Below are 24,781 nucleotides of genomic sequence, written 5' to 3'. Positions count from 1 at the left end.
GATCAACTCAATCAACGACCTCGCAAAACTTTGGGCTATCTAAGCCCGGCTGAATTTGCTCAGAATGAGTTTTATGCACTGCAAATGTGAATGTGCGCTTTTATTGTATTTTCTTTAACCTCCTTCATGATTTCTCGGCGAAGAGTATTAAACTGACGTTCATGACGTTGAAACAAACCATAAACTTCTTCAAGAGCCTTAATCTCGTCTTCCAACTTCTTTAATAAATCCGATTCCATACCTTTCATTCCAACCCAGTTTTCTGAGCCAGGCCGCCCTACTTTCATTAAGCGCTCAAGTATATCTGTGAATTCTTTGGTAACAGAACGCACAGAGTCGATGCATTTTAAGGCGTCAGTTTTAATTGCATCCATTATTCGTTAGGGTCTGAACTCAGGTTAAAGTATGGATTTTAAAACCCCCGTTGCCGGGGTAATTAAAGTAGGAATGGCCTCCGCTCTGGCCACAATTGCAATTCGCCTGGTCAGGGCGTTTACTGTGTTTTTAGGCTGCCTGTCGAATGTGAATGTCCCCCTCAAGGCGAAGTCCCTGGAGTAATTCGCGTAGCTCCTGCACGTAGCGTTCCCGCAGTTCGGTGTATTCCTCAATGGCCAACTCGTCAGGCTGTGACCGCGCCGTATGGCGATCAAGGGCCATGTTCGTGCGCTCGATGAGGTCAGCACACCGGGCAATCATCCGCGTGCGCTGTCCAGCGTTTTTGGGCAGGTCGTCGGCGTCAATCAGTTGATAGGGTTCCATAGTTAGTAAAAGAGTTCAATAAATCCTTTATGTTTGAAATCGCGCGTCCTGCTAAACCGGTGTTCCCACTCGATCAAGTCAGCCCGGTAGTTTCTATATTCCGGATGGTCATCAGGGTAGGTCTTCACAAAAAACCCATCCATGCCCATCCCCCACTCGAGCCGTAAACGTCGCAGGTTGTCAATGGCTGGTTCATTCTGTTGGTAGATTCGGTAGTCCACGAACGTCACAAAATCAATGTCGCGCGGATTCAGTTTTTGGCCGACAAAACTCCCGTCTACCCACTGGCTAAATCCGCCCGGCATGAATGCGCGCAACTGGTCAACGTACTCTTGATACCTGACGAACAATCCCCGACGCGTCGCTGACTCCGCAAACTCCTCTACAAACACCCGCTCTACCGTCGCCAAATCCGTCAGGATAGGCTCGTGAGGTTGCAAATAGCCACTGGCATCAAACTGTAAATCAACGGTCATTACCGTGCGATTTTGAGGGCTGATCCCTGAAAATACGAGTGTCCCAGCAACCGAATCGCCGTTTCTTCTCCCGACACCTTAATGTATTTCATAAATGAGGTCTCGGTTTTGTGGCCGGTCATTTTCATGATATCAATCGTGGGAACGCCCCCCTTGTAGGCATTGGTGGCAAACGAACGCCGGGCAGTATGTGTGGTGACCAACTCCCATTTCTCCGCCGTTCGGGTCATGCGCATCCCTCCTTTTGTTCGCGCCGTTTGTACCAGATCCGTCAGGCCTGCCACTTTAGCCAGTTCTTTCAGGTAGTCGTTAAACTTCTGATTGCTCAGCACCCGGGGCGTCTGGTTATTATATTTAGACAGAATAGCCAAAACTTTGGGATTAAGGGGTATCGACACCCGCGTCCCGGTCTTCTGGGTCAGCACGCTCAAAATCTGACCGTCGTGAATAATATTCTGCGGTCGCAGCTGCATAAAATCCGAAAATCGCAGACCCGTGTAGCAACCAATCAGGAACGTATCCCGTAAGGTATCCAGCCGGGGATGTTCCGAGAGGTTGGCATCGTACAATTTCTGCAAATCGGTTTCGGTCAGGTAGATTGTTTCTACTTCCTCCTGCATCTTCTTAAAATCTTCATGCCTGAAGATATCGTTTGTGTGCAACCCGTCTCGGTAGGCTCGTTTGAGCATTATCTTCAGCATCTTTATCAGATTGCCGATTGCGTTAACCGAATAGTTAGCCGTAGTGAGGTGTTTCTTAAACCTTTCATAAAAAGTCATGTTGAACGCGTCGAAGTCGAGCCGACTGGGGTAGACGGTTTGGAACTTCAACAGGTGGTTAACGGTCATTCTAAAATTCTTAATCGTACCAATGGAGTACCGGCGATTAGTTGAAGTCAGTTGTTTACCAGTTTTACAATCCTCGATGAATTGCTCAGTAAAGGCGAAAAAGGTGACGGGCCGCTCCTGCCCTTTTTTTAAGGCCGTCGGCTCTTTCTTGAATTCTTTGTCCAGATAGGCCCGAAGTTGGTCAACGGTCGGAGCGACCTCGGCAAGCGTCAGTTGAGCGACCCCGCGTTTAACCGTCGAGCGGTGCCGGGCGAGCTGAGCATTAATGGCCTGGTAAAATTCGCGGTCTTTCTTGTTCTTTTGATCCGTTCGCGCCTGTTGCGTGGCAGCATCCCACTGATCGGGATGGATGGTTTCGCCGGTTGAATATTTCAGCCGCTCGTTCTGGTAACGGTAAAGGAGAAGGATGAGCGTCGGTTTATTACTGGTTGGTTCTTTCAGCACAAACCGGGCCTTATCAGAAAAGGTCTGCATAAACTTTTTTGGTTGGTCAAATGCCGTTGGTCCGGCGTAGTCAGTGGTCTGAACTTGTTCGGTAAATATACTACGGGGGACGGTATAGGGGACGGTTTTACTTAATCTTCTTGAATTATTTTCAGTTAATGTGCGCAAACGTACACTTTTAAATCGTTGATTTTCAGCTCATATAGACAAATAACAATTAAGTAAGAGTAACAAGTATGTACTCCCTACGAGTGCACTTGACTATCAGCCAATTAACTCGTGTATGGGTTAATTGGCTTTTTTATTTACATACAAAATAATGTAACAGCACGAATAAGGGCAGTTCGGTACCGAATGATAGCTTAATACTTCGGGTTGGTGTCGGTGGTATGGGTAGTCTGACGAATGTCGGGCTGGCGGACGATTTGCTCGACGGCTTGGTTGCCTTTGTGTTGATTGAGGATACCGCTCGTTTAATTCTGGAAAAAGAACATTTTATTTTTCGTCCCTTCTGCTCAATGTAAATAGGCGTTTACGACTGTAATTACCACTGGTTCTATTCTATGGAAAGTTTACAGGAACGCCGGTGCGATCCGACCGGTTCTACAACTGAGTATGCACCGGAGCAGTCTGTAACACCGTTGCCTTCGGACTGAGTAAGTTCAGTTTCCAACCACATCTATTATAGCTTTGTCTATTACGACGAATTCGCCAGCCGATACCGAAGATGATTCCCGTTAAGCTAAGAGCAGAAATTATTCGACTCCAAAAAATGGCCCAGTAAGGTATAATCTTTGTTTGTTCTGCTGTAAGCGGTGGCTTACTGACACTAACCGTTGGCATTCCGAAGTTGAGAAGTGTCAACAACTGTCTTGTCTTGATATAGGTTGTCGATTTTTGGTGAAAATCTGACAACCTATATCAAGACAACTAAGAAACTTAAGAGCACCGTCAGGCAACGGCCGAGTGCCCGTAAACGAGCCAGACCGCTTTTATAAAAGCATTTCATGATTGATTAAGTGTATTGAGTTTCCCGTTGGTCAGCGACCGACGTTAGTATCCTTTGATGTATTCTTCCGCAATCATGCCGGGGTAAAGAATGCCGTCGGGGGCTTTGAAATCGAGTCCGAGGGTGTAGCCAATCAGCGGTGCTACATCTTCCATACCGAGCGTCGGGACCGTCATTTTCTTCCGTAAGCCCGGACCGATGGCCACAAAACCCGCATTCAGACTGGGCCGGTCGGGCAGCATCCCGTGCGAACCACCCGGGGTCGACTGCACCAGCTCGGGTTGGTTAAAGCGGGTCGTACAGACCACGCCTTCCACCGTCTGCACGGCGAGTACAACGGTTGGGTCAGCCCCGTATTTGTCCAGTTCAGCGCGTTCCACGATGCGGTATAGTTTGCGGATTGGAGCGGGTTGCTCGTCCAGCAGCTTCCGGACGCGGGCCAGGGTGGCTTTGTCGTTGGGGTCTTTGAGCATCAGAAACTGATCTTTAAAGCACGCTTTCCAGTTGCCGCGATCGGGTTTATTTTCCAGCAAGCCTTCTTTGATAAGCAACGAGTTCCAGGCCAACTGGGTGTGGCGGTCTTCAAAACCGTGATCGCCCGCGATGATAAAAACGGTGTTCTCGAAAATGCCCGCTTTCTTGGTCGCTTCCACTAACTGACTGATGCACACGTCGGCATGAGCAATGGCCTTGTACACCTTGTCGCCTTCCTTACCCTGCTCGTGCTGCACGTGGTCGGTCGTGACGAAGTGAATCGTCATCAGGTTTGGCTTGTGTTTCAGGATGAGGTAAGCCCCCACCGTAGAGGCCCGCAGATCGGCTGCGTACGAATCGAAATCGGTAGACTTCTGCGCCGGGTCATAGGCGGGCAGTTTGCCCGTTACGTTCTCTTCAATTTCGGTCAGAAACGGCGTTTGTACATCGCCCGCCCGTCGGTAGGAGCGGTAGTTCCAGTCGACAGGCGCATCGCCCGAAACCGGCCAGTTGATGCTTGCTGCCGTACCACCCGATTTCTTGACGGCATCCCAGAGCGTGGGCACCTTGATTTGACTGCTTTTCGTGTACCCTTCCGATTTCCAGCCTTTTGTGTCGAAAGGATCGTTGTGGTACACGCCGTGCCGGGCAGGTAAGGCTCCCGTAATCATGGTGATGTGGTCAGGATAGGTAACCGAGGGCAGCACCGGGCGCATCCCACGGGCGTGAATCCCGTCTTTAGCCATCTCCTGGAGGGTCGGCGCGGGCCACTTACTTTCCATGTAAAAATCAGGGCGCATACCATCCACCGAGATCAGAATAACGTGTTTGGCTGTTGGTTTCAGCTGAGCAAACCCTGGTGGTAACAGGCTCGCCACCAACAGGGCGATGAAACAAATGATTGATTTCTTCATTATTTAGGTTAGTTAATGATCAGGGTGAAACCAGGTAAAAAAGACAATTAGGCAACCGTTTACGGATTCTGCTGTAGCAGACCAGGATTTGCGTCGACGGCCGTTTGCGGAATAGGGAATACCCGCCGGTTGACGTCTTTGTCGCTTTTTGTCGCCCGCATGTCTTCGTACTTTCCGAAGCGGATCATGTCGGTCCGGCGCACCATTTCCCAGTACAGTTCGTAGCCCCGCTCGTTGTAGAGCGCATCGAGCGTTAGTTGGCCAGCCGTTAGCAACGTCGGGTGTTTGCGTGCCCGGCGCACAGCATTCACGTCGTCGAGCGCACCAGTCACGTCTCCTTTTCGCAACTTGGCTTCGGCCCGCATCAGGTATATGTCGCCGAGCCGCATCAGTGGCTGGTCCATACGCGAGTAGTTGCGCCCGTTAGTAGAGCGGGGGTCGACCTCGTATTTAGAGACCCGCACCCCCTTGGAGTGGCCGCTGTTCCTGTCGAAGTCAACGTCGACCGTAAAGTCGACCGCTTCGCCCGTTCTGGCCCTGTTGAAAAGTTTCTCGATCACCAACTCGCCCGATGGGGTGCGTTTGAACCCGTTTCCGGCCGTGTTCAGCACGATGCCGTATTGCTGCCCCTGCAAAAAGCCCCGGTTTAGTCCCCAGCGGCTTTCGGGCACCGACGTAACCGAGCCATCCTGCGGAATCACTTGTTTGTAGAAACGGGGATCATTGCGATTGTTTTGCCAGGTAGCCCAGAACTCCGGCGTGATAGACGCGCCATCCGTACCGGTCGACTGGGGATTGATCAGGCTGAAATGGTGGTTGCGGGCCAGAGCAAACCACGTAAACCGACCGCCGTTATTGGCATCGTCCCGCTGGTCGAGCACGAAAATATGCTCCGGGTGATTGTGGTTGTTCAGATCGAAAATCCGGAAATAATCGGTCGTTTCGAGGGCGTACTGGCTGGAAGCGATGAGCTTATCGGCAAACTCGATGGTCTTGTCCATGTCGGCGGCCGGGAAGGTAAAGCTCGTGGCGTAGCGGTTCAGGTATACCGCTTTGTTGAGGTACAGCTTGGTTTTGATGGCCCAGACGGCACCCTTCGTGAAACGCCCCGCACTGACCACATTTTTCTCCTGCAACGTGCCTTCGACAGCATCCAGCTCCCGGAGGATAAAGTCGATGGCTTCCTGTCCCCGAAACACTTGTGAGGCACCCGTGCCCGCGCTGATCGACGCCGGATCGCGGTAGAAACACAGGCCGAATGCATCGAACAGCACGTAGTTATAGAAAGCGCCCATACCCCGCGCTTCGGCTGCGTACAGGGCAGCGTTGGGGTCGCTGAGGGTTTTGAGGGTACTTTCGGCGATGGCCGCCCGCGCAATGCCCTGGGTCAGCTGGTTCCAGACGTTGGTGAGGCTGCCGTGGTTGCTGGTCCAGGTATGCTGCTGCATTTCGATCAGCACCCCGCCGTTGTACCAGTCCGTACCACCCCGAAACGGCACAATGGCTTCGTCGGTCGATACTTCCTGCAACAGAAAATACTCTTCGTGGCCGTTGAAAAGGCCGTTCATGCGGGCGTAGACCGGAGCCAGTAATCCCCCGGTCGCACCGGGGCCTTTCAGCAGGTCGGTATTCAGGGCTTCGTCCAGCACCTCTTCTTCCAGATTGGTACAGCCAAACGTAAGGCAGGCCAGCGCTAAAAACAGGATTTTTTTCATGGTATGAGATGGGTAACGTTGGTTAGAAAGCCACATTTACCCCCAGCAGGAAGGTCCGGGCGCGGGGATAGCTGGTGATGTCAATGCCGTAGGCCGTAATGCCGTCGACATTTGCGGGCACGTTTACTTCGGGGTCGTAGCCGGTGTAGTTGGTGATCGTCAGCAGGTTTTGACCGGTGGCAAACAGGGACAGAGTCTTCAGCCAGTTCGTCTTCGACACGTTGAAACTGTAGCGCAGCGTAGCGTTATTCAAACGCAGGAAGCTGCCATCTTCCAGAAAGCGGGTCGAAGCCGTGGCCGAGTTCGTGATGGCTTCGCCGGGGGTAACGGCGGTGCTGACGATGTTCCGGCCCGACGCCAACTGCGGCTGATTGAAATAAGAATTCGCCGTGTTGTTGTAGATTTTATTGCCGGACACGCCGTTAAAATTGACCGACAGATCGAACCCTTTGTAGGCGATGCTCCCGTTGAAATTATAGGTAAAGTTCGGGATTGGCGAACCGGCCACGATCCGGTCGCTGGCGTTGATAGTGCCGTCTCCGTTGACGTCTCGAAAAGCGTTCAGACCCGTGTCGGTCAGGCCGGTATAGTCAAGCAGGTAGAACGTCGAGATGGATTCCCCGTTGAGGTTACCACTCGCCGTAACGCCCGACAGACCGGGACCACTGAGCGAGCCGGTGCGCAGGAACGAGAACGGGGCGTTCTTCACCTCGTTGTTCAGGAACGTCGCATTGCCGCCCAACTGCCATGAGAATTTATTGCTCCGGGGCGATGCATAGTTTAAGCCCAGTTCCAGCCCTTTGTTGATCACGTTCATGTCGACGTTGCGCCACTGACTCCCGTTCGGCGAGATGGGGTCGGCAACGGTGATATTCAGCAGCATGTCGCTGGTGTTCTTGTTGAAATAGTCGACCGTACCCGACACGGCTCCACCGAACAGGCCAAAATCCAGTCCGATGTTGGTTTGCGTGGTCACTTCCCACTTGATGTCAGGATTGGCCGTCCGCGAATAGGTGTAGCCGGGCGTAATGCTGGTTTCACTCAGGGGGTAACCCTGGCCGTTTCCAGTGCCCGACGTCAGCAGTGGCAGCGTGATTTTACCCGGTATTTCCTGGTTGCCCGTTTGACCCCAGCCGACCCGCAGTTTCAGGTCGCTGATGAGTCCGATGCCCGCCATGAATTTTTCATTCTTCAGTTTCCAGGCCCCCGAAACCGACGGGAACAGCCCGTAGCGGTTGTTCTCGCCAAACTTGGACGAACCATCTGCCCGCAGGGTTGCCGTCAGCAGATACCGATCGGCAAACTCGTAGTTGACCCGGCCGAAAAATGACTGCAACTCGTTGATATTGGCGCTCCCCGTAATTGGATTTTGGTTGATGGTCAGGCTGGTGCCGATACCCGGATTATAAATGGCGTCGATCTCGCTGGTCGAGAAGTTATTGATGCTCGATGAATTCGTGCGCTGGAAAAACCGCTGGTACGAATACCCGGCCAGGGCTTCGACCGAATTACTGCCCTTCGCAAAGGCGTATTTAAGGTAGTTTTCGATCAGGTTGCTGGACGATTCATTTTTAGCGAAAACGGCCCGGCCTTCAGGAAAATCCAAATTTGGCAGACCACTCCGCTTGATCTGCGTCTCGCCATTCCCCACGCTCCGGTCGACGGCAAAGTTGATCCGGTATTCCAGGCCTTTGATGAGCTTCAATCGACCTTCGATGTTCCCCAAAATCCGGTCGGTGCGGGCGTAACTGTCGAACAAATCAAGGTCGGCGAGCGGATTGCGGCCCTGCGGAAACACAAACAGCGTTCCGTCGGGATTGCGGACCGGATAGGTTGGATTAGCACCCAGCGCATCGGGCAGCAGGCTACCCGCGTTGGCTCCGGCGAAGTCGTTGCGGGGCGCGGCCCGATTGTCGGTATGACCCGCCGTAAAGTTTAGCGTCACGCCAACCCGGTCGTCGAGCAGCCGCTGCGTAAAATTGACCCGTCCTGTGTACCGCTTTAGCTCATTTGTTTTGATGATGCCTTCCTGGTTCATCAAAGACAGCGACACATAATACGTTGAGTTCTCGGAACCTCCGTTCAGGGCCAGGTTGTGGTTTTGGGTGAACGCCGTGCGGTAGATCTGGTCCTGCCAGTCCGTGCTCACGTTACGGTCAAAGATGTTGGCGGGTCGATTGTTGCTTTCCTGGAAGCGTATAAATTCATCCGCCGTGAGCAGGTCAATCTTGTTGGCAATCGTGGCTAATCCGAAATAATTGGAATAGCTCAGCCCTGACCTCTTGACCGAGCCTTTCTTGGTGGTAATGATGACCACGCCGTTCGCCCCCCGGCTACCGTAAATGGCGGTTGCCGACGCATCTTTTAACACGTCGATGCTTTCAATATCCGACGGATTGATAAAATTGAGCGGATTCAGCGGGGCACTGGAGCCGAAGCCCACGCTGGCCGAACCGGTGCTCACCACGGAGTTGTCAAGAGGAACGCCATCGACCACAAACAGGGGCGTGTTACCACTGCGAATCGAACCCGGCCCCCGAACCAGAATGGTTTGGTTGGCCCCCGGCTCGCCGGTATTACCCGTCACATTCACCCCAGCCAGTTTGCCCTGAATCAGTTGTTCCGGCGAGACAATGACGCCCCGGTTAAAATCTTTTTCCTGCACCGACCCAATGGCCCCCGTCACGTCGGCCCGCTGCTGGGTTCCGTAACCAATGACCACGACTTCACTCAGCGACCGGGTGTCCGTTTGTAACACGACCGTAAGGACCGACTGCGCCCCAACGGCCACTTCCTGCGTAACGTAACCAATTGAACTAAAAACCAGTACGGCCTCCTGGTTTGGTACCTCGAGACGAAACTGCCCCTTGCCGTCGGTGGTCGTTCCCGTGTTGGTCGACCCTTTCAACACAACATTGACGCCCGGTAAAACCTGCCTGGCGGCATCCGTTACGCTACCACTAATTATTATTACAGTTCGTGCGAACGCAAACGGCACCGTTATCGCCTGCAACGTGACGATGAACAGAAGCTGCCATACCCAATACACTTGCTTTCCTAGTAGCTGTGAGCCCATCTTGAACGGTTGTTAAGTGTATACTCAATTCCGGCACAAGATTATCGTGGCTATGTTAGGCTATCGTGTGAGAACGTTTAGGATTATGATACCCGGCTTTAAGTTTCCGTTAAGTAAAGTCGGGCCGCTACGCAAGTAGATAATTTGCGGATTCCGCATCGTGTCGTACCACGTCCGGCAAAGCTGATTCTCTTGTATGGGTATAAATCCACTAAGGATATAGGGCCAGTCGGTCACGCTAATCAAATGCTAATCAAACCCTCATCTATGTGGTATTATTTTGTGAGCAAGGCAGCGATTGTTTAACTCAAACTAACTCGGAAGGCAAGCGCAGATTAACAACGACTGTCGTTGTCACCAATAAGCAGGTAACCGAAAAATACAACCTTACAAAACAGCGATATGGCCTATCCTGACAATGGAACCCATTAAATGACAACGGATTAATTTAAGTTGAGCTAAACGCGCAAATGAAGAAGACAATGTAGATGAAGCAGGGATTGGCCTCGATTGATTTAACACTCAGGTAAAACCCTTACCCAAATGAACTGCTAACTTAGCTGCCATCCGTTTCTTATAATCGAGTATTCTTTTTAGAATAACGCAACGCGCCAACCAGGGGAACGGATGATCGTTCCGGCTGTTAACCGCACGAAATCATGAAGTTTTCAAAGATCGTCGTGATTGATGACGAAGAAGACATTCTGGAACTCATCCGATATAACCTCGAAAAGGAACGAGCGACCGTCGAAACCTTTACCTCAGGCCAGGAAGCCCTGAAAATCATTCAGCAATCAGCGCCTGATCTAATCATTTCGGATTGGATGATGGGCGACATTGATGGCCTGGACCTCTGTCGGGTTCTGAAACGTGACCCCCTCCTATCGCAGATTCCGTTTGTTATGTTAACGGCTCGTGGCGACGAGATTGATGCCGTGACAGCCCTCGAACTGGGGGCTGACGAGTACCTGGTCAAGCCCATTCGGATGCGTGAACTAATTACCCGTATCAGAAAAATAATAGACCGCTCCAGCGCAGCCAAACCAGCTATGCCAATGGCGGTATTGATCCCCCAACTGCCGGCCTCGACTCCGCCCCAAATAGCAAGCGATAAACTGCTCTGTTTCAAAGACCTGGTCATGAACATTGAAAATCACCAGGTGTCTATCGAAAGCAACGAACTGGCCTTAACCTACACTGAATTTCGATTGTTACAACTGCTCATCAGTCGCCAGGGTCGGGTCTACTCCCGTAACCAGATTATGGAGAAGCTGAACGGCATTGATTATTTTGCTACCGAGCGATCCATTGATGTGCAGGTAGCCGGGTTGCGCAAGAAGCTTGGCCCCTACAAAGACTATCTGGAAACGGTCCGGGGCGTGGGCTACCGAATGCAGGAATAATGAGCAGGCTGGGCGACGCTTCGCCGGGCCACGAAAAGCCGATGAGTAATTAAACCCTATCGGTTCGCTAATCAAATCTGAATAAATCTCCCTGACTTTTGTCCTGCTCATTCATCAGAGCAACGCTGTTTATGGAGCAGGACAAACCAATTGATTACATTTTATGTGAGTGCCCGCTGGATAACCTGAAGCAGGAGACAACCCGGCTGCTGACCCACTACCAGCCTACCCTTCTCAAAGCTCCCGGCATCTGCCTGACCATGATTCGGGCCGAAGACTCCGTCGAACGCCAGGAGTTCTACCTGGGCGAAGCGCTTACTACCGACTGCGAAGTCGAAATCAACGGACACATTGGCTATGGCATCTGTCTCGGCGACGAACCTGACCGGGCCTACTGCATGGCCGTGGTCGAAGCCGCTCTGGCCCAGAACGACGCGCAGCAAAGCCCGATTCAGCAGTTTCTATCCGAACAAGCCGTGCTGATCCGTCAGCAGGAGGAAACGGAATTCAGCCATATTATGCGGACCAAGGTGGACTTTAAACTGATGGAACAAGCATGATCCGCGAAACAACCTACGACGAAGTTTTTGACGCCCAGCAGCATTTCCGGCTCATCATGGACAGCATGGCCCGGCCCGGTAAACTTAATGCGCTGAATGGCGTGGACATCGACCCCCCCGTGTCGCTCAACCGGGCGTCGGCCCTGATCGGGCTAGCCCTGCTCAACGCCGACGTGACGTATTATTCCGCTGAAAACCCGGACGCCGTCGCCAACTACTTTGTGACCAATATGGCTTCCCAACCGGCCAGAGCTGACGAAGCTGATTTTCTATTTCTACCAGGTCAATCCTCATCAGATGCGCTGGAACAGGCCAAAATCGGTACGCTGAGCTACCCCGAAACCAACGCGTTCGTGGTCATTGACGTAGCAGCGATCAGCGACGAACCTCAGCCCAACTCAATAGTACTTACTCTGCGGGGGCCGGGCGTAAACGGCGAACGGAGGGTATTTGTGCAGGGGCTGAATCCAGACTTGCTGCTTACGATTCGCGAAAAAAATGCGGAATATCCGTTGGGCCTCGACACCATCCTGACCGACGCCAACGACCAGATTCTGTGCATTCCGCGTTCCAATCAGTTTGTGCTGACTAACAGAGAACTGATAACTGAAAACTGACTATGGGATATGTTGCAGTAAAAGGAGGCACCGAAGCCATTGCCAACTCCATCGACCTCGTTGAGTTTTACCGGCTGAAAGACCAGACGCCCCCGATCCAGATTAGCCAGTTGCGGGCGCAGTTCCGACTGGCGATTGACAAAATCATGGGCGAAGGTTCGTTCTATGCCCCCGAATACGGCGCACTGGCTCTCAAGCAGGTGGAAGGTGACGTGCTGGAAGCCGCTTTTATCATGCGGGCGTTCCGGGCTACGCTCTCGCGCCGGTATTATTCAGCTGTCATCAACACCGAAGCCATGTTTGTGCAACGGCGCATCTCGTCGTCGTTCCGCGACATTCCGGGCGGGCAGGTGCTGGGACCAACTTATGATTATACGCAACGCATTATCGACACCCGGCTGGCCGACGAAAGCTACGAGCAGGTGCAGGCATTCCTGACCCAGTTCGAGAGCCGCATCAGCGAGGGTGATCGCCGGGCCGTGACGACCTTCGGCAAAGTAATTGACCTGCTGCGCGAACAGAGTTTGTTGAAGGGTGTGGGTAATGATGAGGACACTCGGCTGGTGGACATTACCCGCGAAGCCGTTAAGTTTCCGGCTCCGCGTTCGGCAAGGCTCCAGATGCTGGCCCGCGCCGAAACGGGTGGAATTATGGCCCTCGGCTACAGTAGTATGCGCGGACACGGGGGCGTTCATCCCACGGTGGGCGAACTGCGCGTTGGATTAGTGGACGTGCGCGTCACCGACCCGAAAGGCCGTAGTCGTTACATTGGCAAAGTCCGTGTCACCGAAGCCGAAATGATTACCAAAGCCAAAACCGGCAAAAAAACCGGGCGTGGTGCGGGATCGGTGCCGTACTACGCCATCGGCTACGGTCTGTGCTTCGGCCAGAACGAAACTAAAGCGATCTGCATGGGCATTCTGGACCGGGCGATGCGGATGGGTGCACCAGATGCTCCCAGCCAGGACCAGGAATTTGTGCTGTACCACACCGACGGTATTGAGGCCATGGGCTTCACTAACCACCTCAAGCTGCCGCACTACGTTACCTTCCAGTCGGGCCTGAGCAACGTGCGCGAAGCCGTTGAGAAAGACAAAAAGAAACAGGCTGTCCGCAAGAACGGGTCAGAACAGACCGTGACTGAGACCGAACCTTCCGTAACTAAAACCGCCGACTCTCTAATCGACCATGACGCCCTCGTTTCCTAAATTCAACCAGCAGTTCAACTTTGCGTTCATCGACGAAAGCACGAAGCGCGAAATCCGGCGTAAACTACTTAAGGCAATTTGCGTACCCGGTTATCAGGTGCCTTACTCCTCGCCCGAGATGCCCATTGCGCGGGGTTGGGGCACGGGCGGTCTGCACGTGACCTTGTCCATAATCGGCAGACAGGATGTGTTCAAAATCATCGACCAGGGCAGCGATGCCAGCGTGAACGCCTGCAACCTGCGCGATTTTGTGAAGCGCGTCACCAACTGCGAAACCACGTTCAGCACCCACGAAGCCACGCTGATTCAGACGCGCCACCGCATCACGGAAGAACGCCTGACCGACCGCCAAATTCTGATTTTTCAGGTGCCGCAGCCCGAACCCCTGCGCTCGGTGGAACGCTACGAAAACAAAACCCGCGAGATGCACGGCGAGGCCGACTATGCCAAAATGTGGGTCTCGCTCTACGAAGCCTTCGTTCGTTACGGCGACACCATGCAGGGCGCGGGCTACCCGGTTATGGTCAACGGCCGGTATATCATGTCGCCTTCGCCCATCCCACGCTGGGACATTCCGAACCTCAACCAGAGCGATTGTCTGTACCTGTTCGGGGCCGGGCGCGAGAAACGAATCTACGCTGTACCGCCCCATACAACTGTGAAGCCGCTGGAATTTGAAGATGTTAAGTTTAAGATCGAAAAGTTTCTGAACATCCGTTGCTCGATGTCAGGCACGGGCGGGGCGTTCATGGACGAGTTGTACAACGACCTCGGCGCGTTCCGGCACGTCATTAATGACAGCGACTTTCTGGATAAATTAGTCGAACTGAAGCAACGCCCGGTGCAGTGGGGAAACAGGTATTTGCAGGAAGTGCTGGATGAGTTGGGGACGGAGTAATGAGTTAATAAAAACCTAATATTCTCAGCTTTCCTCGGCTTTTTTCATGCTGACCGGTACGCCGGTTAATCCCGGAAAAGACAAGCCCGAATATCATCTGGTTCCAGGCCGGGGTAGTCGGCGATGATTTCGGGCCAGGTCATACCACTGGAAAGTAGTTCAAGAACAGTGATAACCAACAACCTTGACCCGCGAATGGCCGGTTTCCCGTGACAGACTTCGAGGTCAACGGTAATACGGGCGAGTAGCATAACAATAACCTGTTTTTGCCAAAGTTAACCATTTTGGTACGCATAGAAAAGCAATGGAAAACACCACCGATACCTGGCTCCTTAAAGTGGAAGGGCTAACCAAGATTTACGGCGAGCCCAACGAAAACTCGATCCGCAAAACCGGCCCGCTGTTCAACTCCAACATCTGCCCCGAAACCGATGCCATCGTGGCCTGCGCTGACATCAACCTCGACCTGTTCCCAGGCGAGGTGCTGGGCGTGGTTGGCGAAAGCGGTTCGGGCAAAAGTACGCTCATACGGCTGCTGTACTTCGACCTCGAACGCACGGCGGGCGCGGCTTACTTCGCTAATTACGCCGACGGTCGGGCCAATATCCTGACCGAGTCGAACCAGAAGAAACGCTACATCCGTAACCACCTGATGGGCATGGTGTACCAGAACCCAAAAGATGGGCTGAACTTCCGGTTTTCGTCGGGTGGCAACATCGCTGAGAAGTTGCTCATGGCGGGCAATTTCAACGTCGGTCGCATCCGCGAACGCGCCACCGAACTGCTCACGCAAACCGAAGTGCCCACGCAACGCTTAGACGACAGCCCGGCCAGTTTTAGCGGGGGAATGCAGCAACGGGTGCAGATTTCCAAAGCCATCGCCAACAACCCGCCCCTACTGTTTCTGGACGAAGTCACAACCGGCCTCGACGTGTCGGTGCAGGCCAAAGTGCTCGATATGATTCGGATGTTGCAGCAGGAACTGGGCATCGCCATGATTGTGGTGTCGCACGACCTAAGCGTCATCCGAATGCTCACCGACCGGACGCTGGTGATGAAAAATGGCCGCGTCGTGGAGCAGGGCCTGACTGACCAGATTTTGCAGGACCCGCAGCACCCTTACACGCAGTTGCTGGTTAGTTCTCTTTTATAAACAGCTATGACTCCCATCCTCGAAGTCAATCAGTACACCAAGCGGTTCGACCTGCACATCCTGAACAATAAGCGAATCAACGCACTCAACAACGTTTCGTTCCAAATCGAACCGGGCGAGATTGTAGGCTTGGTCGGCAAGTCGGGTTCCGGCAAATCGACGCTGATGAAAAGCATCTACCGGACCTATCTGTCTACCAGCGGAGAAATCCGGTACGATTCGCTGCGCTACGGACCCATCGACCTTGTGCAAGCCACTGACCACCAGGTTATCGCTCTCCGGCGTGACGAAATTACCTACTGTTCGCAGTTCCTGAGCGTGATTCCGCGCGTATCGGCTATCGACGTGGTAGCCGCCAATCTGTTTCGGCGGGGTGTGGCGCGGGAAGAAGCGCGTCGACAAACGCGTGATTACCTCGACCGGCTGGGTCTGCCCGAAGAATTGTGGGATGCCTACCCAGCCACCTTTAGCGGGGGCGAACAGCAACGCATCAACGTCGCCCGTAGCATTATTGCCCAGCCCCGGCTACTGCTCATCGACGAACCCACAGCCTCGCTCGACCAGAAAACCAAAGACGTAGTCATCGACATGATTACCGCGCTCAAAGCGGGTGGCACGTCAGTGCTGTGCATCTCGCACGACCCTTATACGCTCGAGCGCATGACCGACCGGACCATCGAACTCCGCGAAGGTAGTATTGTTACCAACAGCCTGAACATGAATTAAACCGCCATACTCCTTCGTTATGCTTCTCGTTAACGCCCGAATTGTCCTACCGGAACGCATCCTCGAAAATGGCTGCGTGCACATAGAGAACGGCCAGATCGCTGAGTTGGGTGAAACCACCGCGTTGTACCCTACCGACAGTCAGGTTATTGATGCGGGCGGGCAGTGGCTGATGCCCGGCCTGATCGATATGCACACCGACGCGATGGATACCGAGATTTCACCCCGCCGTCGCGCCGATTTTCCGATTGACATAGCCTTCCGCGAACTCGAACGCCGGATGAGCGGCTGCGGCATCACGACGGTCTATCACTCGCTGCACCTCGGCTATGCCGTTGCCGAAAACAATTCGGACAGTAAATACACCCGACGCGAGATTTTTGAGCAGGTTCATGCCCTGTCTCAGCAGCCGACGCTGATCAACAACCGAATCCACCTGCGCTTTGAACTCACGGGCGTCTATGCCTACGAAACGGCCCTCGACCTGATTACCAACGGGCTAGTCGGTCTGCTCTCGGTCATGGACCACACGCCGGGTCAGGGGCAGACGAGCGTTGCTAATTTCCTGAAGTACATGGCCCGCAACGGCCTGTCGGACGCCGAAGCACAACAGAAATTAACCGAAATGCAGGCCACGCCCCGGCTGTCTGAGGAGCAATTTGCACGTCTGGTTAGCCTGGCGCAGGCCAACGGCATTCCCGTAGCTTCGCACGACGACGATACAGCCCAAAAAGTGGATGAGATGTATGCCGCCGGTATCCGCATCTGCGAATTTCCGGTGTCGATGGAAGCGGCCCGACGGGGTAAAGAATTGGGTATGAGCGTAATTGGGGGCGCGGCCAATGTCCTGCGGGGCGGCTCGTTGTCGGGCAACCTGGGCATCGAAGCGGGTATCCGGGCCGGAGCCATCGACTCACTCTGTTCCGATTACTACCCACCGGCCATGCTCCACTCCGTATTTCAGCTGGCAACCGGAGACATCGCCCTACCCGAAGCCGTGAACTTAGCGACGCGCAATGTGGCGCAGGCGGTTGGCATCGCCGACCGCACGGGCAGCATCGAACCGGGCAAACAGGCCGATCTGATCTTGGTGAACACCTCGAACGGGGTGCCTTTGGTGACGCACACCTTCGTAAACGGAAACCTGTCGGCGCGGGCCAGTATGCAACTGGTCCCCAATCCGACTCAATCCGAACTGGTATGACCCTCGAAAAACCCGCCGTGCCGGAACTGGATTTCGCGACATACCAGGAACGGCAAGTCCGCGAAACAACCCCTGAACAACTCGCCTATCGGGCCAGGCAACTCCGCCAATCCGGCAAATTTGCCTATGAAGACGGAAACTGGCACGGGCTGTCGTATGAAGGCTATGCTGTGGTGTCGATGGTGGACACCAACCCCAGCAATGCCGACTTGAGCGACCGGCTACAAAATATGCAACACCAACTGGTGTCCTGTTTCGATCTGCCCGAAACTTGTTTTCTACTGCCCCCCGACAGCTTTCACCAGACCGTTGCCAACACACTGTCTGACGACCGGTTCCGGGAAAACGTTGTGGCCAATGGCTTAGAAGAGCAGTATCCATCGTTGATTCAGACGGCTTTTGACCAGATTTCGACCACCACCGAACCGGAGCCGATTCGGATGCGCCTGGTAGGGCTAAGTTTGTTTTCGGGGGCAATAGGCATTCTCGGCATCTTCGACCAGCAAGCGGATTATGAGCGGATTCTGCATTTCCGTGAGCAGTTCTACGCCGATGAGAACCTGGCCCGGCTAACTGTCCGGCGTACCCGGCCGTTCATTGGCCACATCACGCTGGCCTACCTCGAAGCCGACCTGACCGACGACGAGAAGCACCGGCTTGTATCGACCTGCGTAGCCGTCAATCAGTCGCTGGCCGAACAGCCGCTGTTTTTCACTATCTCGACCACCGAACTACGCAAGTACCCGCACTTAGCCGATTTCCAGACCAAACCGGGTTATCCGGTATATTCGTTTGTTTAACCCCTGTCATGCTCCACCATATTGACCGATTTCCTGTCGAAGCCGACCACGCTGGCCCGAAAATGCTGAGCCAAGAACCCAGCATACACCCCACCTGCCGCGTCCATAAAAGCAAAGTAGGCGGCTGGACGGCCCTTGGCCCGCACACTACACTCTCCGAATCAACTTTTGGCGATTATAGCTACACGGCGGGCAACGTATCCATCGTTTATGCCGACGTGGGCAAGTTCTGTTCCATTGCCAACAGCAGCCGCATCAACCCCGGTAACCACCCGCAGTGGCGCGTGACGCAGCACCACAGCACCTACCGCCGGATTCAGTACGGCTTCGACATGGTCAATGACGAAGAATTTTTCAACTGGCGACGTGAACACCGCTGTGTGATCGGACACGATGTCTGGATTGGACACGGGGCCATCATCATGCCCGGCGTGTCAATCGGGACGGGAGCCGTGATTGGCTCCGGGGCCGTCGTTACCAAGGACGTAGAGCCGTATGAGGTAGCGGTGGGCGTGGCCGCAACAGTCATAAAAAAAAGGTTTCCTGATGAGGTGATCGAGAAATTGCTGGCCACTGCCTGGTGGGACTGGGACCGGCCAACGCTGGTTGAGCGATTTTCTGATTTGCTGGATGTACCGTCGTTTCTGGAAAAATACGCTGTATGATTCTCCGCGACGCAACCCCCAACGACATTCCGGCTTTGCTAAAGCTCCTTACTGAATTAGGCTACCCAAGTACCACAGAACAGATGGCTGTGCGGTTGGCCACCATTACTGCTCACCCCGACTACAGAGTACTACTGGCCAATAATCAAACGGAAGCAGTTGGCCTGATTGGGTTGTCAAAAAATTGGAGTCTTGAACACGACGGCTGTTTTGTGCGAATCATTGCGTTAGTCGTCAGCCAGTCAGCACGGCAGCAGGGAATTGGCGAGCAGCTCATCCGTGCCGCTGAACGTTGGGCTATCGACACGGGAGCTACCCGGCTGATTCTTAACAGCGGCAACCGCCCCGAACGGGAAGCGGCCCATCAATTTTATCCGAAAATAGGATTTGAGGGCATAACGACGACCGGCTACAGCAAACGTATCGATCCAGTAACCAGCAATGCATAAATCCATGACCGACAACACACACCGTTTCTCCGACCGGGTTGCCAATTACGTCCGGTACCGACCCGGCTACCCGCCCCAACTGCTCGATTTCTTCCGCAATACGCTTGGCCTACAACCCAATGCGCACGTTGCGGACATCGGCTCCGGCACGGGCAAACTGACGGAGCTGTTTCTGAGCGCGGGCTATGTAGTGGCGGGTGTGGAGCCAAACGACGAGATGCGGGCCGCTGCCGAAGACCTGCTGGCTCAGTACCCGACATTCATTTCCGTCAATGGAACCGCCGAAGAAACCACTCTGCCTGACCACTCCGCCGATCTGATTCTGGCGGGGCAGGCATTCCATTGGTTCGACCGGGCGCGGGCCGGGGCCGAGTTCCGGCGGGTGTTGAAGCCGGGCGGCTGGGCAGCACTCATCTGGAACGAACGCAGCGAAGCATCGCCCTTCCTGCGCGACTACGACCAGTTCCTGCACCAGTTCTCCACGGATTACGCCGACGTACACCACCGCCACATCGACCGGGCCGTGTTCGATGAGTTTTTTGGTGCGGAGCAGTACCAGACAGCCACGTTCGCCAATCACCAGGATTTTGACTTCACCGGACTGACGGGCCGCTACCTGTCGTCGTCGTACAGCTACGCCGAAACCCACCCTGCCCACGCCGACGCCATCCGCGAACTGCGTCGGTTGTTTAACAACCATCAGCAAAATGGCCTTATTCGGTTCGAATACAAGACTGTAGTGTACGCCGGTCGATGGTAATCGAATGGAAGCAAATCCACTAATTTGATTTATAAAAAAGCGGAGAGACCAAAAAGTCTCTCCGTATGGCGCCCAGCTTAACAGCAGGTTGACTCGCTACCATCTTCGGGGCAGCAGTCAGGCGGGCAGCAGACAACTTCTGGCTCTTCCATGACAATTGGTTTTAACGGTGAAACATAGGACAACTCTACTCCAGAGTATCTTAATCGTGTTATTGCGATAATATTGAATAAATTTTTTATCCGCAACAAGCTGTATCAGGCGCGAAAGCCGCAAACACCTGACCAAACAAATGTTGAGCCTCCCGCCATACCGATTCGTTAATACAGTAACAGACGCGGGGTGGATCGATCTCACCCTCGACAATGCCGATGCGTTTAAGCTCTTTCAGGTGCTGCGATACAGTTGCTTGAGCCAGCGGCAACTCATCGACCAGATCCCCACAAACGCAGGTTTGTCGTTGAGCCAGCAGTTGCAAAATGGCAACCCTTGCCGGATGAGCGAAGGCTTTGGCCAAGTCCGCAATGCGATTTTGCTCGGCCGTAAATACTTCAGCTTTTGTGGCTCCCATGCTGCAAATATAGTGAATAGAATATTAATCGCAATATTACGATTAACAACTGTACTACTTGTTTTACCGGCGCACCTAAACATCGGACAGAAACGGTTTGGGATTATCGGTTAACCAGGTAAATGAGGCTGGTGCATCATGCCGTACTCGATTGTTGAATTGAGTAACTATCTTAAACAGGTTCGTAGATGAAAACCATTCTATATATGACTAAATCCGTTGTAGTAGCCGTCAGCAGCAGTCCGACGCACACACTGTCGAAGCCCAACCGCAACAGTATTCACTTACTCGAAGGGTTGGGTGTAGAAGGCGATGCGCACTGCGGCAGGACGGTCAAACATCGCTCAAGGGTAGCACAAGATCCGACGCAGCCAAATCTGAGGCAAGTACATTTAGTCCATACTGAGCTGTTTGATGAACTGGTCGAAAAGGGCTTCCGCATTACGAATGGCCAAATTGGGGAAAACATTACGACACACGGTATAGACTTACTCAGCTTACCCAGAAACACCATTCTGACAATTGGTCCATTTGCCCAGGTGAAAATTACGGGGCTTAGAAACCCATGCCACCAGTTAGACGGTATTCAGGAAGGTTTAATGAAAGCCGTTCTGGATAAAGACGGGAATGGAGAACTGATCCGCAAGGCAGGCATCATGGGCGTTGTTCTGGTGAGTGGACTGGTAAAACCAGGCGATGCCATAACCGTTACGCTTCCCGAGAAGCCTTTTGAAAAGCTGGAACGGGTGTAGTTTGGGCCGTTAAAAAGAGGCTAAGTCAGCCGTCGTCAACCAGTCGAACGTTTCAGTATCAATCGGAAACGTGAAGTACAGCACCGCCCGGTGCAGCAGACACAGGTGCCTCCCGCCCTGCCCGTCGGCTACTACCTGTAGTTCAGTATCTTCGTCAACACAAGCCGAAAACAGCGTTGATTGGGACCGAAACGAACGTACCTGTTCGGTTAGGCCAAAGCGTCGGATGGTATCGGCAAAGCGATACGGCATTTGCAGGATTAGGTCGGCGGTGGGGCGCTGCTGACGGACCAGATCGCGGTGGGCTTTCAATACGCCCCCGGTAGCCGTGCTCCGCAGGGAGCGGGTCGGGTCGGCCTGGTATCGCTCAAAACACGACCGGAACAGCCGCCGGAGTACGCGCGCCACTAACGGTGCTTCGACGTAGATGAGCAGGTCAGCCACCCCGCGCAACGGGCCGAAACCAGCGTACAGTCCCTCAAACAAGACAATTGATGTGGGTTGGACCTCTTGCATACCTGTTCGACACGCTTCAGCAAAGGAGTAAATCGGCAGTTTGGCGGGCAGGTTATCTTTCAGGTTGGTGAGCAAAACCTGGCTTTCGTGCAGGCCATAATTTTCGAGCGCATCCCATCCGTACACCGGGTCGGACCAGTCTAAGAAGTCGCGTCCCAACTGAAAATTATCCTGCGATAGTAATTGTGCATCGGGTTGTATCCATTCCCGTAAACCCTGCGCTACCTGTGTACTCTTACCCGTAGAGGAACCACCCGCTATGCAGATGATAGTGTTACGGCCCGTTTGGCCGTTAACCCGATGAACGGCTCGGATGCGGTCGGCCAACGCACCTATAATTTCAGGTTGCCAGGTGCTGACAATCGGGCCGTTCATACCGAACTCGCAGCCGTTTGTTCAGACGCAATGCGGCTTATAAACACGTTCGTGTCGGCGGGACTGTTCAGAAAATAAACTGCTTTCTGATCGGCCAGCCCCGTCAACAGGGTACGAATGCGCTCCGTTTTAGCCGGGAAGTTCCAAACGAACCGCCAGAATGCCAGGTCGAAGCGTTCGGGGCAACCAGCCGCCTGATCGGCCCGAACCCGGCCGTAGCTCAGCACCGACCGCCGAAACACCCGCCACAAACAACGCCAGCGCGGGCAGTTGAGCAGAATCAGCGTATCAGCCCGGTCAATACGCCCTGCCGGACCCGACTCGGTAAGGTAGTTTCCATCCGTAATCCAGCAGTCGGTGGCCACAATGGTCTTCAGGCTCACCCGAAACTCATCCGCCGGTTTCATGACCCATCCCGGATTAAAATAGTACGTATCCAAATGCGCCACCGGCAGTCCCATTTTATCCGACAGCCGCCGGGCCAGCGTGCTTTTACCCGAACCAGGTGAACCGAAAATAGCAACCCGCTTCATGGTTTAATGGTTTATACGTCCAGCGTTTCCGTATTGGGCATCTCCTTCCGTAACTGCCGGGTATAGAGGTCATGATAAAACCCGTGTTTCTTCATCAGTTGCTCGTGGCTACCATCTTCGAGGATGCTGCCCCGATTCACCATCAGAATCCGGTCGCAGTGGCGAACGGTGGACAACCGGTGGGCAATGATTATTGACGTGCGCCCGCTGGTTAGTTGCTGGATACCACGCTGAATCTTCTGTTCGGCCAGCGTGTCGAGCGACGAAGTAGCCTCGTCCATTAGCAGCACGTCAGGATCTTTTAAGATGGTCCGTGCAAACGACAGCAGCTGCTTCTCACCCGCCGAAAGCCGACTGCCTTCTTCACCAACTTCCTCGTCCAGTCGATCCACGAACTCATCGGCACCGATACTCTGCAAAGCCGCCTGGATCTGATCATCGGTGGCGTCCTGGCGGCCGTAACGCACATTGTCGCGCACGGTGCCTGAGAACAGGTAGGTCGTTTGCAAAATGATGCCCAGACGCTGGCGGTAGCTGCGCAGGGTGTAGTGCCGGTAATCCTGACCGTCCACTAAAAGTTGCCCTGCCGTAGGTTCGTAAAATCGACAGATCAGGCTCATCAGGGTAGTTTTCCCTTCACCCGTTGGCCCGACCAGCGCAATGGACTCGCCTGCCCGAATCGTTAGGTTCAGATCGTTAATAACTGGCTTGTCGGTTGGACCGACACTCGCTTTGTAGTGAAAACTGACGTTTTCAAACCGAATGTCGCCGTGCAGTTTGGGCAGCTCAACTGCGCCGGGCTGGTCGGCGATGGTAACGGGTTCGTCGATGAGTGAAAAAATTCGCTCACCCGCCGAAAGACTGTCCTGCGTGGCTGCATAGTAGCGCGTCAGGTCTAAAATCGGTTCAAGAATGGAGCGGGCGTAGGCAAAAAAAGCGGCCAGCATACCAATCGAAAGCATTGAACCGAACAGCATCAGGCCACCCCGGTACAGTACCGAAGCCGCTGCCACCGACCCAATCACAATAATGACCGGATTGTAGAGCGACGCGTACAGCGCGGCCTTGTACGCCGACTGCCGAAGTTGGTCAGTGCGGTCGCGAAAATCAGCCGATGCCTGCCCTTCCTGAACCGTCGCTTTATTGACCTCGATGCCGTTGATATGTTCGGTCAGGAAAGCCGCCATGACGCTGTAAAACCGTTTGGCCTGCCGGGTGAAACCGAGCATCAACAGTCGGATTCGGGTAGACGACACGACCAGCAACGGCATAATAAACAATACAATTAGCGTCAGTTGCCAACTGTATGAAAACATGGCAACCAAACTGGCCAGTATCAGAATCATACCGACGATAAGCGTCACAAAACCCTCGGAAATCACGTTCGCCACTTTATCCACGTCGGCCGTCAGCCGCACGAGCAGCCAGCCGATGGCCGACCGGTCGTAAAAGGCATAGGGCAGTTGCTGGAGTTTGGTAAACATATCGGTGCGCAGGTCGAAGATGACGTATTCGCTGATGCGGCCCGAAAAGTGGTTGACGAAACCCACGCTCACGGCCTGTATACTAATAGCCACTCCGTAGATAACCGCAAATAGCCCAAACTGCTGCCAGACGTGATCGGTAAAAATCGGTTGATTACCGGGCTGAGCCAACCGGGCTACTTCCGGCACGATGAACTGATCGATGAACCGCAGCCAGATGAGCGGAAAAATCGCGTCGATGATCGCTTCTACCGCCCCAGCCGTCACCAGTCCCACAACCCAGCGCCGGTAGCGCAGGCTGTAGCCGAACAACCGTTTCAGGAACGGCAGAAGTGCCCGTTTTCGGGTAAATTCTTTTTCGGATAGTCCGTCTTCAGGTCGCAGAGCCATAG

The 24,781-nt window shown here is 53.8% G+C and carries 25 protein-coding genes; 13 read left to right on the top strand and 12 right to left on the bottom strand.

Going from position 1 to position 24,781, the window contains the following annotated elements; translation table 11 throughout:
• Positions 1-71 precede the first annotated feature (71 nt).
• The 7 genes from ACYVHB_RS27265 to ACYVHB_RS27235 all read right to left on the bottom strand — a co-directional run bounded on the left by ACYVHB_RS27265 (position 72) and on the right by ACYVHB_RS27235 (position 9,715).
• Positions 72-374 (bottom strand): hypothetical protein, encoded by a 303-nt coding sequence (locus ACYVHB_RS27265; RefSeq protein WP_461055056.1) that lies wholly within the window; start codon positions 372-374, stop codon positions 72-74.
• Positions 375-504: 130 nt separating this feature from the next.
• A complete protein-coding gene (locus tag ACYVHB_RS27260) occupies positions 505-759 on the bottom strand; it encodes a hypothetical protein (protein ID WP_461055055.1) in 255 nt (84 codons plus the stop codon).
• A gap of 2 nt (positions 760-761) precedes the next feature.
• Entirely contained in the window at positions 762-1,235 is a 474-nt protein-coding gene (locus tag ACYVHB_RS27255; protein ID WP_461055054.1) for a DUF6932 family protein, read from the bottom strand.
• The gene (locus tag ACYVHB_RS27250) at positions 1,235-2,557 is read right to left on the bottom strand and encodes a site-specific integrase (RefSeq protein WP_461055053.1); all 1,323 of its coding nucleotides are present in this window, start codon (positions 2,555-2,557) and stop codon (positions 1,235-1,237) included. The genes ACYVHB_RS27255 and ACYVHB_RS27250 overlap by 1 nt, the downstream gene beginning before the upstream one ends.
• A 1,023-nt stretch (positions 2,558-3,580) precedes the next feature.
• Positions 3,581-4,924, bottom strand: a complete 1,344-nt coding sequence (locus ACYVHB_RS27245) for an alkaline phosphatase family protein (RefSeq protein WP_461055052.1) — start codon at positions 4,922-4,924, stop codon at positions 3,581-3,583.
• 59 nt (positions 4,925-4,983) lie between these two features.
• Positions 4,984-6,639 (bottom strand): RagB/SusD family nutrient uptake outer membrane protein, encoded by a 1,656-nt coding sequence (locus tag ACYVHB_RS27240; RefSeq protein ID WP_461055051.1) that lies wholly within the window; start codon positions 6,637-6,639, stop codon positions 4,984-4,986.
• Positions 6,640-6,661: 22 nt separating this feature from the next.
• A complete protein-coding gene (locus tag ACYVHB_RS27235; protein WP_461055050.1) occupies positions 6,662-9,715 on the bottom strand; it encodes a SusC/RagA family TonB-linked outer membrane protein in 3,054 nt (1,017 codons plus the stop codon).
• 659 nt (positions 9,716-10,374) lie between these two features.
• Between ACYVHB_RS27235 and ACYVHB_RS27230 the strand changes: the two genes are divergently transcribed.
• The 5 genes from ACYVHB_RS27230 (at position 10,375) to ACYVHB_RS27210 (ending at position 14,401) form a co-directional block, all read left to right on the top strand.
• Positions 10,375-11,118 carry a response regulator transcription factor gene (locus ACYVHB_RS27230; RefSeq protein WP_461055049.1) on the top strand — a complete coding sequence of 248 codons (744 nt, stop codon included), beginning with the start codon at positions 10,375-10,377 and terminating at the stop codon, positions 11,116-11,118.
• 131 nt (positions 11,119-11,249) lie between these two features.
• Positions 11,250-11,678: a phosphonate C-P lyase system protein PhnG gene (phnG, locus tag ACYVHB_RS27225; protein WP_461055048.1), complete on the top strand. Its 429-nt coding sequence runs from the start codon at positions 11,250-11,252 to the stop codon at positions 11,676-11,678.
• On the top strand, positions 11,675-12,295 hold the full coding sequence (phnH, locus tag ACYVHB_RS27220; RefSeq protein WP_461055047.1) for a phosphonate C-P lyase system protein PhnH: 621 nt from the start codon (positions 11,675-11,677) through the stop codon (positions 12,293-12,295). The genes phnG and phnH overlap by 4 nt, the downstream gene beginning before the upstream one ends.
• Before the next feature lie 2 nt (positions 12,296-12,297).
• Positions 12,298-13,503 (top strand): carbon-phosphorus lyase complex subunit PhnI, encoded by a 1,206-nt coding sequence (locus ACYVHB_RS27215; protein WP_461055046.1) that lies wholly within the window; start codon positions 12,298-12,300, stop codon positions 13,501-13,503.
• On the top strand, positions 13,484-14,401 hold the full coding sequence (locus tag ACYVHB_RS27210) for an alpha-D-ribose 1-methylphosphonate 5-phosphate C-P-lyase PhnJ (RefSeq protein WP_461055045.1): 918 nt from the start codon (positions 13,484-13,486) through the stop codon (positions 14,399-14,401). The genes ACYVHB_RS27215 and ACYVHB_RS27210 overlap by 20 nt, the downstream gene beginning before the upstream one ends.
• Positions 14,402-14,466: 65 nt before the next feature.
• Here ACYVHB_RS27210 and ACYVHB_RS27205 read toward each other — a convergent pair whose 3' ends face one another.
• On the bottom strand, positions 14,467-14,652 hold the full coding sequence (locus ACYVHB_RS27205) for a DUF433 domain-containing protein (RefSeq protein WP_461055044.1): 186 nt from the start codon (positions 14,650-14,652) through the stop codon (positions 14,467-14,469).
• A gap of 53 nt (positions 14,653-14,705) precedes the next feature.
• Between ACYVHB_RS27205 and ACYVHB_RS27200 the strand changes: the two genes are divergently transcribed.
• The 7 genes from ACYVHB_RS27200 to ACYVHB_RS27170 are packed head-to-tail and all read left to right on the top strand — an operon-like array spanning position 14,706 to position 20,158.
• Entirely contained in the window at positions 14,706-15,554 is an 849-nt protein-coding gene (locus tag ACYVHB_RS27200; protein WP_461055043.1) for an ATP-binding cassette domain-containing protein, read from the top strand.
• A 6-nt stretch (positions 15,555-15,560) separates the two neighbouring features.
• Positions 15,561-16,280, top strand: coding sequence for a phosphonate C-P lyase system protein PhnL (locus ACYVHB_RS27195; protein ID WP_461055042.1), 720 nt, complete (start codon positions 15,561-15,563; stop codon positions 16,278-16,280).
• Positions 16,281-16,299: 19 nt separating this feature from the next.
• Positions 16,300-17,484 (top strand): alpha-D-ribose 1-methylphosphonate 5-triphosphate diphosphatase, encoded by a 1,185-nt coding sequence (locus ACYVHB_RS27190; protein ID WP_461055041.1) that lies wholly within the window; start codon positions 16,300-16,302, stop codon positions 17,482-17,484.
• Positions 17,481-18,284 (top strand): hypothetical protein, encoded by an 804-nt coding sequence (locus tag ACYVHB_RS27185; RefSeq protein WP_461055040.1) that lies wholly within the window; start codon positions 17,481-17,483, stop codon positions 18,282-18,284. Before ACYVHB_RS27190 ends, ACYVHB_RS27185 begins: the two co-directional genes overlap by 4 nt.
• A gap of 8 nt (positions 18,285-18,292) precedes the next feature.
• Complete coding sequence (locus ACYVHB_RS27180; RefSeq protein WP_461055039.1) at positions 18,293-18,949, top strand: DapH/DapD/GlmU-related protein; 657 nt, start codon at positions 18,293-18,295, stop codon at positions 18,947-18,949.
• The gene (locus ACYVHB_RS27175; protein WP_461055038.1) at positions 18,946-19,398 is read left to right on the top strand and encodes a GNAT family N-acetyltransferase; all 453 of its coding nucleotides are present in this window, start codon (positions 18,946-18,948) and stop codon (positions 19,396-19,398) included. The genes ACYVHB_RS27180 and ACYVHB_RS27175 overlap by 4 nt, the downstream gene beginning before the upstream one ends.
• A gap of 4 nt (positions 19,399-19,402) precedes the next feature.
• Positions 19,403-20,158: a class I SAM-dependent methyltransferase gene (locus tag ACYVHB_RS27170; protein ID WP_461055037.1), complete on the top strand. Its 756-nt coding sequence runs from the start codon at positions 19,403-19,405 to the stop codon at positions 20,156-20,158.
• A gap of 238 nt (positions 20,159-20,396) precedes the next feature.
• Here ACYVHB_RS27170 and ACYVHB_RS27165 read toward each other — a convergent pair whose 3' ends face one another.
• Entirely contained in the window at positions 20,397-20,729 is a 333-nt protein-coding gene (locus tag ACYVHB_RS27165; protein ID WP_461055036.1) for an ArsR/SmtB family transcription factor, read from the bottom strand.
• Between the two features lie 188 nt (positions 20,730-20,917).
• Between ACYVHB_RS27165 and ACYVHB_RS27160 the strand changes: the two genes are divergently transcribed.
• Positions 20,918-21,481 (top strand): MOSC domain-containing protein, encoded by a 564-nt coding sequence (locus ACYVHB_RS27160; protein ID WP_461055035.1) that lies wholly within the window; start codon positions 20,918-20,920, stop codon positions 21,479-21,481.
• Positions 21,482-21,490: 9 nt separating this feature from the next.
• On the opposite strand, the gene ACYVHB_RS27155 is transcribed toward ACYVHB_RS27160, so the two are convergent.
• From ACYVHB_RS27155 to ACYVHB_RS27145, 3 genes are read right to left on the bottom strand one after another with little or no spacing between them, the layout of a single operon-like run.
• Positions 21,491-22,372, bottom strand: coding sequence for a uridine kinase family protein (locus ACYVHB_RS27155; protein ID WP_461055034.1), 882 nt, complete (start codon positions 22,370-22,372; stop codon positions 21,491-21,493).
• Positions 22,369-22,905: a P-loop NTPase family protein gene (locus ACYVHB_RS27150; protein WP_461055033.1), complete on the bottom strand. Its 537-nt coding sequence runs from the start codon at positions 22,903-22,905 to the stop codon at positions 22,369-22,371. Before ACYVHB_RS27150 ends, ACYVHB_RS27155 begins: the two co-directional genes overlap by 4 nt.
• Before the next feature lie 11 nt (positions 22,906-22,916).
• Positions 22,917-24,779, bottom strand: coding sequence for an ABC transporter ATP-binding protein (locus ACYVHB_RS27145; protein ID WP_461055032.1), 1,863 nt, complete (start codon positions 24,777-24,779; stop codon positions 22,917-22,919).
• Positions 24,780-24,781: the final 2 nt, after the last annotated feature.

This window comes from Spirosoma arcticum, assembly GCF_054779955.1.
Note: the sequence above shows the minus strand (reverse complement) of the source record. Positions and strands in the feature narration are given on the sequence as shown.

Excerpts from the sequence above, each read along its gene's own strand:
- ACYVHB_RS27265 (WP_461055056.1), bottom strand. The coding sequence starts at position 374 with ATGGATGCAATTAAAACTGACGCCTTAAAATGCATCGACTCTGTGCGT.
- ACYVHB_RS27260 (WP_461055055.1), bottom strand. The coding sequence starts at position 759 with ATGGAACCCTATCAACTGATTGACGCCGACGACCTGCCCAAAAACGCT.
- ACYVHB_RS27255 (WP_461055054.1), bottom strand. The coding sequence starts at position 1,235 with ATGACCGTTGATTTACAGTTTGATGCCAGTGGCTATTTGCAACCTCAC.
- ACYVHB_RS27250 (WP_461055053.1), bottom strand. The coding sequence starts at position 2,557 with ATGCAGACCTTTTCTGATAAGGCCCGGTTTGTGCTGAAAGAACCAACC.
- ACYVHB_RS27245 (WP_461055052.1), bottom strand. The coding sequence starts at position 4,924 with ATGAAGAAATCAATCATTTGTTTCATCGCCCTGTTGGTGGCGAGCCTG.
- ACYVHB_RS27240 (WP_461055051.1), bottom strand. The coding sequence starts at position 6,639 with ATGAAAAAAATCCTGTTTTTAGCGCTGGCCTGCCTTACGTTTGGCTGT.
- ACYVHB_RS27235 (WP_461055050.1), bottom strand. The coding sequence starts at position 9,715 with ATGGGCTCACAGCTACTAGGAAAGCAAGTGTATTGGGTATGGCAGCTT.
- ACYVHB_RS27230 (WP_461055049.1), top strand. The coding sequence starts at position 10,375 with ATGAAGTTTTCAAAGATCGTCGTGATTGATGACGAAGAAGACATTCTG.
- phnG (WP_461055048.1), top strand. The coding sequence starts at position 11,250 with ATGGAGCAGGACAAACCAATTGATTACATTTTATGTGAGTGCCCGCTG.
- phnH (WP_461055047.1), top strand. The coding sequence starts at position 11,675 with ATGATCCGCGAAACAACCTACGACGAAGTTTTTGACGCCCAGCAGCAT.
- ACYVHB_RS27215 (WP_461055046.1), top strand. The coding sequence starts at position 12,298 with ATGGGATATGTTGCAGTAAAAGGAGGCACCGAAGCCATTGCCAACTCC.
- ACYVHB_RS27210 (WP_461055045.1), top strand. The coding sequence starts at position 13,484 with ATGACGCCCTCGTTTCCTAAATTCAACCAGCAGTTCAACTTTGCGTTC.
- ACYVHB_RS27205 (WP_461055044.1), bottom strand. The coding sequence starts at position 14,652 with ATGCTACTCGCCCGTATTACCGTTGACCTCGAAGTCTGTCACGGGAAA.
- ACYVHB_RS27200 (WP_461055043.1), top strand. The coding sequence starts at position 14,706 with ATGGAAAACACCACCGATACCTGGCTCCTTAAAGTGGAAGGGCTAACC.
- ACYVHB_RS27195 (WP_461055042.1), top strand. The coding sequence starts at position 15,561 with ATGACTCCCATCCTCGAAGTCAATCAGTACACCAAGCGGTTCGACCTG.
- ACYVHB_RS27190 (WP_461055041.1), top strand. The coding sequence starts at position 16,300 with ATGCTTCTCGTTAACGCCCGAATTGTCCTACCGGAACGCATCCTCGAA.
- ACYVHB_RS27185 (WP_461055040.1), top strand. The coding sequence starts at position 17,481 with ATGACCCTCGAAAAACCCGCCGTGCCGGAACTGGATTTCGCGACATAC.
- ACYVHB_RS27180 (WP_461055039.1), top strand. The coding sequence starts at position 18,293 with ATGCTCCACCATATTGACCGATTTCCTGTCGAAGCCGACCACGCTGGC.
- ACYVHB_RS27175 (WP_461055038.1), top strand. The coding sequence starts at position 18,946 with ATGATTCTCCGCGACGCAACCCCCAACGACATTCCGGCTTTGCTAAAG.
- ACYVHB_RS27170 (WP_461055037.1), top strand. The coding sequence starts at position 19,403 with ATGACCGACAACACACACCGTTTCTCCGACCGGGTTGCCAATTACGTC.
- ACYVHB_RS27165 (WP_461055036.1), bottom strand. The coding sequence starts at position 20,729 with ATGGGAGCCACAAAAGCTGAAGTATTTACGGCCGAGCAAAATCGCATT.
- ACYVHB_RS27160 (WP_461055035.1), top strand. The coding sequence starts at position 20,918 with ATGAAAACCATTCTATATATGACTAAATCCGTTGTAGTAGCCGTCAGC.
- ACYVHB_RS27155 (WP_461055034.1), bottom strand. The coding sequence starts at position 22,372 with ATGAACGGCCCGATTGTCAGCACCTGGCAACCTGAAATTATAGGTGCG.
- ACYVHB_RS27150 (WP_461055033.1), bottom strand. The coding sequence starts at position 22,905 with ATGAAGCGGGTTGCTATTTTCGGTTCACCTGGTTCGGGTAAAAGCACG.
- ACYVHB_RS27145 (WP_461055032.1), bottom strand. The coding sequence starts at position 24,779 with ATGGCTCTGCGACCTGAAGACGGACTATCCGAAAAAGAATTTACCCGA.